General features: G+C 41.0%; 7 protein-coding genes. 2 read left to right on the top strand and 5 right to left on the bottom strand.

All coding sequences use genetic code 11. The features are described from left to right. Together A3729_RS27450 and A3729_RS27445 are read right to left on the bottom strand one after the other, a co-directional pair. Positions 1-379: TetR/AcrR family transcriptional regulator (locus A3729_RS27450; protein ID WP_156498173.1), on the bottom strand; the 379-nt coding region annotated here is incomplete at its 3' end. 64 nt (positions 380-443) lie between these two features. Continuing rightward, positions 444-1391: a hypothetical protein gene (locus A3729_RS27445; protein WP_068554402.1), complete on the bottom strand. Its 948-nt coding sequence runs from the start codon at positions 1389-1391 to the stop codon at positions 444-446. Positions 1392-1702: 311 nt separating this feature from the next. On the opposite strand from A3729_RS27445, the gene A3729_RS27440 reads away from it, so the two are divergent. Further along, a complete protein-coding gene (locus A3729_RS27440; protein ID WP_068510527.1) occupies positions 1703-3598 on the top strand; it encodes a diguanylate cyclase in 1896 nt (631 codons plus the stop codon). Positions 3599-3703: 105 nt separating this feature from the next. Further along, on the top strand, positions 3704-4324 hold the full coding sequence (locus tag A3729_RS27435; protein WP_068510525.1) for a riboflavin synthase: 621 nt from the start codon (positions 3704-3706) through the stop codon (positions 4322-4324). 37 nt (positions 4325-4361) lie between these two features. Here A3729_RS27435 and A3729_RS27430 read toward each other — a convergent pair whose 3' ends face one another. The 3 genes from A3729_RS27430 to A3729_RS33565 all read right to left on the bottom strand — a co-directional run bounded on the left by A3729_RS27430 (position 4362) and on the right by A3729_RS33565 (position 8008). Then, positions 4362-5528 (bottom strand): DUF6160 family protein, encoded by a 1167-nt coding sequence (locus A3729_RS27430; RefSeq protein WP_068510524.1) that lies wholly within the window; start codon positions 5526-5528, stop codon positions 4362-4364. A 350-nt stretch (positions 5529-5878) separates the two neighbouring features. Next, on the bottom strand, positions 5879-6889 hold the full coding sequence (locus A3729_RS27425) for a methyltransferase (protein ID WP_068510522.1): 1011 nt from the start codon (positions 6887-6889) through the stop codon (positions 5879-5881). Further along, on the bottom strand, positions 6890-8008 hold the full coding sequence (locus tag A3729_RS33565) for a TonB C-terminal domain-containing protein (protein ID WP_197476163.1): 1119 nt from the start codon (positions 8006-8008) through the stop codon (positions 6890-6892). Between the last annotated feature and the right edge of the window lie 515 nt (positions 8009-8523).

Raw genomic sequence — 8523 nt, 5'->3', positions numbered from 1 at the left:
GCAAATGACCTTGTGATTGAGTATAAGCAAGGCCAAGCATTCGCATAAATATAGAAACACCATTTTTATTGCGTGTAGGTATCTTTAACAGACTACTCGTGTACAACCTTAGAACATCTTCTATACTTGGTGTGCAACCTTCATTGTCCCAGTTATTCTCGCGCAGACCTTCAACCATTAACTCATTTAGCGGTGCAAGAAAGCGATTAAACACTGCCTGGATAAGCGCATTTTTTGAACCAAAATGATAGTTAACCGCCGCTAAGTTGACACCGGCTTTGCCCGTAATCATTCTTAGTGAAGTTTCTGAGAAGCCCTTTTCAGCAAAGAGAACCTCGGCAGCATCAAGTATTCGGTTAACAGTCTCGGTATAAGCCATATAATTCTTTTAGTATATATATTCCAAACAGATGTTTGAAACATACGTTTGATCTAGCTTAAAGTCAAGATTTTAGATTCTGCTCAGGCTCGCCTACCGACTTATTTAACGATTGTTCAAGTTTGCTAGCTTCAAGCTCATCAATTCTGTCATCCCAGCCTTGGTCAAGATGCTTAAAATGGCTCTCTAGATATTCTTTTTCCAAGCGTTTATAGGCCTTTTGAGCTTCAACCATTAATAACAAATACAGACGAATTGTCTTTTTGTTTTGCATATAGTTTAGCAGTGATCGATCTTTAGAGTAACGATATATACCGTTAAAGAGGCTCTTGGATAAGTTCGGGTTGAATTTTGTCAATTTTTGGCAACGCCATGCGAGCCCGTCAGTGCCTTCAAGGTACTGAATATGGTGTAAAGCTCCGTATTCGATCACCTTTCTTTTAGCTAGCAACTCATGTAAATGTGGACGAGAGAAAAAGAACTTCCGCATAGGAGAGAATGCAAAAAAAGCAGATAGAAAAGCCATACCACAACCAACACCACCAACCCAGGCATCAAGCAAACCTAACAAACTAAATACAAACAAGGACGCGAAAATAGCACATATAAGTACCCAGTAATCTCTATCTCTCCGAGCTTCGGCTACCAAGGTGTTATCGGGGTAATCGTCCATTGCGAGGTGATCATAGTTCAAGCCCATTACAGGCTCACAGCCTGCAAGTAATATCTTCTTCCTATGTTGCTGCAGTTTTAATTCGGCCTTTTGTGCAAGAATACGCTCTCGCGCGTTATCAACAATACTTTTCTTTTGGCGTCGGTCGTCTTCTAAACGACGCTCAACAGTTCCTCGAGGTTTTTTGCTTGTATGCCGTCGATCGGGAGTCTTGCGCCTGCTATTTTCCTCTGCGTCATCACCAGAGGCCAAGCCATTATTTTGATCGATATCATTTAACAAGCTATCAAGAGATGCAGTTTTGCTTGTATCCGCATTGTTTGTTTGTTGCGCAGTCACTAAGATTTCCCTTTGGTGTTGCTATAGTTTATCGGATGCCATCTGAACAACTTTAGTAATTATAGCCTCTTACTTATCATCTTTGCTTAGATTCTGGGCTATTAAAAACGCAAGGCACCCTCGCCCTTACTCGCAACAATAGACAGACCTAAAAACTAAACTAGACAAAATTCAAGTTGCGCCGGTTATCATATTTGTTATAAATCCGGCGTTTTTTATGGCTTTCTAGAAACTATTTCTCAGACATCCACTATACTAACAACTACACACCAATCACTAGCTAACTACGCACATCGGACTCTGAGCAGAGCATGAGCATTCACAGAAAGATAGACCTACTTCCTGAACGCTCTCAAATGGCATGGCTTATCTTGCTTATTGCCACTATTGGGCTGTGGGTCAGTCTCGCGATTTCTAAGCCATCCTTAGCACAAAGCACGTCATCGCAGTACGAAACAATTAAGGTAAGCAAAATAGTAGATGAAGTTAATGCACTACCTTATCTAGATTACTACTTGGACAGTTCCTTTTCGGCAAGCATCAATGATGTGCTAGCAATAGATAAAAATAAATGGACAAAAAATACCGAGCACATTCAGCACTTTGGGCAGACGAACGCGCCTTACTGGTTCCGCTTTAAGCTACACAAACAGCGCTTTCATATCGACCAACAGTATTTTGTTAAATTAGATTACCCTCATCACGACCGTGTATCGATTTATTTTGTCAATGACGGCCGCATCGTCAAACAAGTCAATACCGGCGACCACTTACCATTTAAAAGCCGAAAGGTAGATTTACCTACTTTTGTTTTTAGTATTCCAGAAAACCATACAGAGCTTGACGTATATCTAAACATACAGTCAGAAGGTGTATTGCAACTCCCGCTCTCAATCGTTACCCAAAATGAGTTAAGTAAGCAAAACATATCTTTTAGTCTTCTATCCGGGATATATTTCGGCGCAATCCTGATTATGCTTTTTTACAATAGCTTTATTTATCTCACCGTAAAGGATAAAGGCTATCTTTACTATTTAATATACCTAAGCTCATGCGCAATCATCCAGTTAGTGCTTTCTGGTCTCGCTTTTCAATATCTATGGCCAAACTACCCCCTATTTAATTACCACGCTGTTGTATTTTCTGCCGCTTTTACCGGCATTAGTGCGATAACATTTATTAAGAATTTTATTGGTATCGACTACATAAGCTCTAAGCGAGACCTTGTACTGATAAAGCTTCTAATTCTGACTTTCATATTGACGGTACTATCCGGCTTCTTAATTTCTTATAGCTTCGCATTAAAAAGTACATTTATCGCTGTAAGCTTTATGGTAATGACCGGCTTTTACCTTGGTGTGAAATACTGGCTAAAAGGGATTAAAACTGCTCGTTATTTTGCTTTGGCCTGGTTTAGCTATTTAGGTGCGGTCATTATTTTCCTATTAGAAAATAACCGAATTATAGAACCAAATATTTTCAATGAAAACGCATTATCCCTTGGCACTCTAATCGAGCTGACACTTCTCTCTATCGCATTCGCTGACAGGTTAAATTATGAAAAAGACTTGCGAGTTGAAGCTCAAGATGCACTACTCGATGCGCAAATCAAAATGAATCAGGATTTAGATAAAATCGTTAAATCACGCACCGAAGCGCTCGAAGAAGCGAATACGCAGCTTAAGGAACTAAGCGTAACTGACGGCCTTACTAGTCTAAAGAATCGCTACTATTTCGATAAGACCTTTAAGAAAGAAATTCACCGTGCTGCGAGGGACAGCCTCAGCTTTTCAGTTATTATGATCGATATAGATCACTTTAAGGTCCTTAATGATAAATACGGACATTTGTATGGTGACTACTGTCTAACTCGCTCTGCCGAGCTGATAAAAGCAGTTATCCATCGACCTTCGGATACCGTCGCACGCTATGGCGGTGAAGAAATAGCAGTGCTTCTACCCAATACGACATTAGACGGTGCTATGCGACTTGCCGAGCGCATACGTGAGCAGTTCAAAGAAAACGAGTTTTTGGATTCGGGCATTTCAACCTTTTTAACTGTGAGCATTGGTGTATCCAACGCCACCCCTACTACAGACACAATCAAGCACGCGATTAAACTATTGGATATTGCCGATCAATGCCTGTATAAAGCAAAGGAAGCTGGGCGCGATCGAGTAATAGGCCAGAAATGCTATTTCGAGTAATACAGTGCCACTTTATCGTGGCCACTCACTGAAACACTCTCGCACTAATTCGACAAACGCCTCCTCACAAACACTAGCCATATTAAAATGAGAGTTTAAGGAATTATGTTCACAGGCATCGTTCAAGGTAAAGCAAGCATTCTTGAAATTTCAGGTACAGACAATCTAAAAACATTAAAAATAGGTTTTCCTGATGGCGCATTGAAAAACATAAGTAAAGGCGCAAGTATTGCAATTAACGGCACTTGTCTGACCGCTACCGCCTTTGATCTTGAGCAAAACTGGGCGAACTTCGACGTAATGCTCGAGACACTTAAACTAACAAACCTTGGCTCGCTACAAGAAAGCGACCAAGTTAACTTTGAGCGAGCCGCGGCTATTGGTGATGAGATAGGCGGCCATCTAATGTCTGGGCATATCCATTGCAGCGTTGAAATATGTAAAATTGACTCAGCTAACGATGTCCATACAGTTTATTTCACAACACCCGAAAATCTCCAAAAATACCTCCTACCTAAAGGCTTTGCCGGATTAAATGGCTGCAGTCTAACACTAGGCGAAGTATCTAATGAGTCCTTTAGCGTTCATCTAATACCTGAAACACTAGAGGTAACAACCTTTGGTGAACTCAAGGTAGATGATGCAGTGAACCTAGAAATTGACCCTCAAACTCAGACCATCGTTGATACCGTGGAGCGATTCATGAGCACAAAAAAGCCAGCTTAAATGCTGGCTTTAGGTCTAATCGTATCAAGCAAATATTCTAATGTGCCGAAATGACGAGTGAAGTATCCGAGATATGGAAATCAGTAAAGTAGACAGAACCGATGCTTTGACCTGTATCTCCGAAAGAGACATGGGGTAGATCCCAATCCCACGCAACGTTTATATCGTAGATTGCTTGGCCATCAACATGAATCAAAGCATCCCCATCTTTATGGATGATGTGTTGCGCTGCAGCCAACTTACTTTGAACACTTGCAAAGCCAAAACTACCAAGCGTATCATTCCCACGTTCATTATGAATTCTCATATCACGCAGTGTTAAATAAGGGTTTGTTACTGAGCGAGGTATGATTGTATTGGTCGCATTGTTCGTACTATCAATATCCAAATCTTCTACACGAAATTTCGCATCGATCCCCAGATATGAATCAGCTAGCAATATATTTCTTGGCTTACCATTCGAAGAATTGCCGGTCGTATCATGAAAGTCATTTCCTTGGTTTTTAATAACTATATCTAAATAACCTAGGTAAGCTTCCACTGAGAAATTCTTGCTTAAGGCAGTCTCAACACTGCCGTCTGAAGCACGTATACCAAACTCGGCTTCCTGAATATGTAGATCAACAGCATTTTTATAATTATCAAGATTTGATGCGTGCGTAGACGGTGGAGGTGGAGTATTGCCAGTGAGGACGGCATCACTGAACCCAAGGTCTTGTGACGTAACGTGAATAAGCACATCGCCATCGCCGTACTGCTTCCCAAACCCACCAGCACCATCAGCATACTCATTGATAGCCCAGGCAACATCAGTTTCACTCGTATCAAAAAAACCAGCAGTGGCCAGGAGCGCAACATCGGAAAACCCTGTTGCCAATGTTTCGTTACCATCTGTCACGTCAATTTTTGCGCGAAGGTTGTCTACTAAGCCGCCACCGATTCCAGTCAAGGAGTAATCTTTCGTATACATAGAACCAGCATCTACATATTCGAACTCGCCGATATGTACCCTTGTTTCTATATCAATAGTCAAACCAGCTTTACCCGTAACGTTAGATAATGAGCTATCGTCAAGGAATTGTAACTCAGCAAACGCGCACGGCGACGTAAGGCCCACCACTAAAGCACAGCTTTTAGCAGCTACAGGAATTTGCTTGAATATATTCTTGTTATTTTTGGCTATTACAGCCCTACCCGTCTTCATGAGTACTCCTGAGGGTTAGGTGGAATCTCCACCTATTCAGTATTCCTTGTGCTCAAGTCGATAAGCTATAGTAATATTTATAAGCCGACCAACAGTCACATATATATGTAAAATATCACATACCGTTACATGCACCAATGGTTTATGCTTTAGAAGCAGGGCAAGTAATAGTCAATAAAACATATTTGTGAGCCAGTTCAAATTTTAGTATGAACATTCTAATTCTAAGAAGTATTATCTAACCCAATGAACGCAATTCATTTTTTCAGGTTTTTATCGCTAGCGTAAAGCTAGAGTGGACTCGCCCTTGCAATGCAAGGGCTTTTTTTTGCTTATAAATAATTCAAGCTTCAGCGAAAGGCCTTATACACACGAAACTTAGTGGTTTCAGCCAATACATCGCAGCGCCCCATGCTCGCCTCAATAATCGATGCATATTTAAGAAAAGAATTCGCAACTAAAAGAAAAGGTGCGTGCTTTGTCAATTTATCTTTGGCACCTTTAATAAACCCCTCAGTAGTTGTGTATTCAGTATCTACACCTTGATGGAATGGCGGGTTCGTCACTAAGGCGTTAACCCTACCTTTTACCTCAGCCCAGCCATCACTGGGGTAAATATCTACATCTATGTTATTTAGCCGCGCAGTTTCTTCAGCGCACTTTAGGGCCAACAAATTAATATCAACCATTTCCAGCTTAATACCTGGATTGAGCAGTTTTGTATAACACCCTAGTACGCCACTACCACAACCAAAGTCCAATACTCGCCCCTCTAGACGGGTAAACATATTCGCCAGTAGTAGCTCAGTACCCTCATCGAGCTCACCGATACTAAACACACCTGGTATAGCAGCCACTTTTAAGGATATGTCATTCACCTCAACATCAAATGATGTCATCCAATCTTTTAAGCTAAACGGCTCGACTTTTTGATCTAGGCTTGCATGCCACAATTGACAGTGTTTAGCTGAATCAATCTTGCTAGCATCACTGCTATATGAGCTTAACTTCTTAGCCGCACTAGCAATTCCGGCTTTTTTCTCACCCACGAGATAGATATCACCACCTTGACACAACAGAGGCGTAACATAGGCCAAGATAAGGTCCAACTCTGCCTTTGCTTTTGGGATGTGAATGATCACCGCATCACAAGCCTCAAGACCTTCATTACCCAAACTAAATAAGACTTTGTTACCAAGAGAGTTTTTTAAAGACCGATATACTCGATAATCAAAGGTAATTACCTTTTCAGGATTTAAATACTCAAGAGGATCACCAGGGGGTGGACCAAAAATAATCAACTTTCTGCACTGGGAAAACTGTTCTGAATTGCGTTCAATAACCTTTGATCTTACGTGCATCTAATCACTCTCGTCTTTAATATGGGATTGATCCACTTCAAATGGCATTTTATCTCTCTCCAACTCAATGGAACTAAAGTGAAACCGTAAGTGGCTGTATCGCTCGGCGATAATCGTATTTTTTGGGACGTCAAAGCGCTTTACGGCTCGAATTGCACGAACAACCGAGTCATCCAAAGCAGGGAGACCACTCTGCAAGAAGATAAATACATCAACGACATTTCCGTATTCGTCCAGCTCTAGCTTTGCAACACCTCTATGCATTTGCCTACCTTTGTATGGATTATTCCATTTTTCGTTAACCTGCTTATTCATTCTTTCAAGAAATTTATTAACCATACGCAGTTCTTCACTTTCTTGTTCGCTATATGGTTGTTCAACAGTTACGTTCTCAAGTTCATCTTCACCGAGCAAGCTGATATTCCCAACAACATGAGTGTCTGGGTTTCCTTGACTCTTTTCCTCTAAAAGAACGGTATCAGCCTCATATTCACCATATACATCTTCCATATACGAAGGAATAATGGAGCTCTCCTCTACATTGTTACGCTCATCCATGTCATTCAGCTGTGAAGATTGTTCAGCCACTTTATTAACACCTTTAGTACTCGTATCTAACAGATTCCGGCTTATTGACTCAGTTTCATCTGTTTGGTTCTGTGTTTTTTTCTCAGAGGCCGCCAGATCATCTGAAGGGTCAGGCAACTGACTCCATTTCTCAGGCTCCTCATTTAAAATACTTTTATTCGCTAGCTGCTCTCCGCGCTCGACCCCGCCATCACCAAAAAACACCTCTTTGGCCTCTCGATTTGTTTGATTACTGGACGAAAACTCCTGTGCATTATGCACCGGAGAAAAATAATCCGAATCCTGATTCGGTTCTGGCTCTGGCTCTGGTTCTGGCTCTGGTTCTGGTTCTGGTTCTGGTTCTGGTTCTGGTTCTGGTCCTGGTTCTTCTAAGTGATGTTTTATCAATTTAATTTGGACGACAGACGTTTCTTCGACTTCATTCTCACTATGTTGCGTTCGCCACACATAAAAGATTAAAGCGAGCAAATGTATGATAATACTTACAGCAAGTAGAACACCAAAACGCCAACGATCTTTTATCTTGTCCACACCCAAAACGAAGATACCTAACGCTTAAAACTAGTTAGCAAAATCAGACTCACCGTAATAGAGCAAACCCTTTCGATATAAAAAATAGTTTCTAACCTTTGGATCGATTGGTGGCGCAAGTCTCCCAGTTTTTAATAAAGCTTCCATAAATGCCTTATCTAGATCTTCACTTCCAGAACGCTGTTTAAATACAACATTATAAAAATAGCCTTCACTGTCCTGTAAATATGTAATTTGACCGTAATAGGTTTTACCAACATCTCTGTAACTTCTTTTCGGTCTTACCAGGTTGCTTTCAATTTTTTTAAAGCCTTGCTTCAAATAGTCACTCGCAATGAGCTTATGCCTAGGTGACATTGATTGTTCAATCTGCTTAGCTTTGACGGCTCCATACTTATATAAAACCTCACCCTCTTTAGTCAGTACGAAGTTTTGCCTAAGCGTTTTCTTATCTATTAGATATTCTGAACCCGGTATGCCATCTACAAGTCTTTGACGCGGCTTAATAGTCTTTA

The organism is Oleiphilus sp. HI0043 (assembly GCF_001634935.1).
Note: the sequence above shows the minus strand (reverse complement) of the source record. Positions and strands in the feature narration are given on the sequence as shown.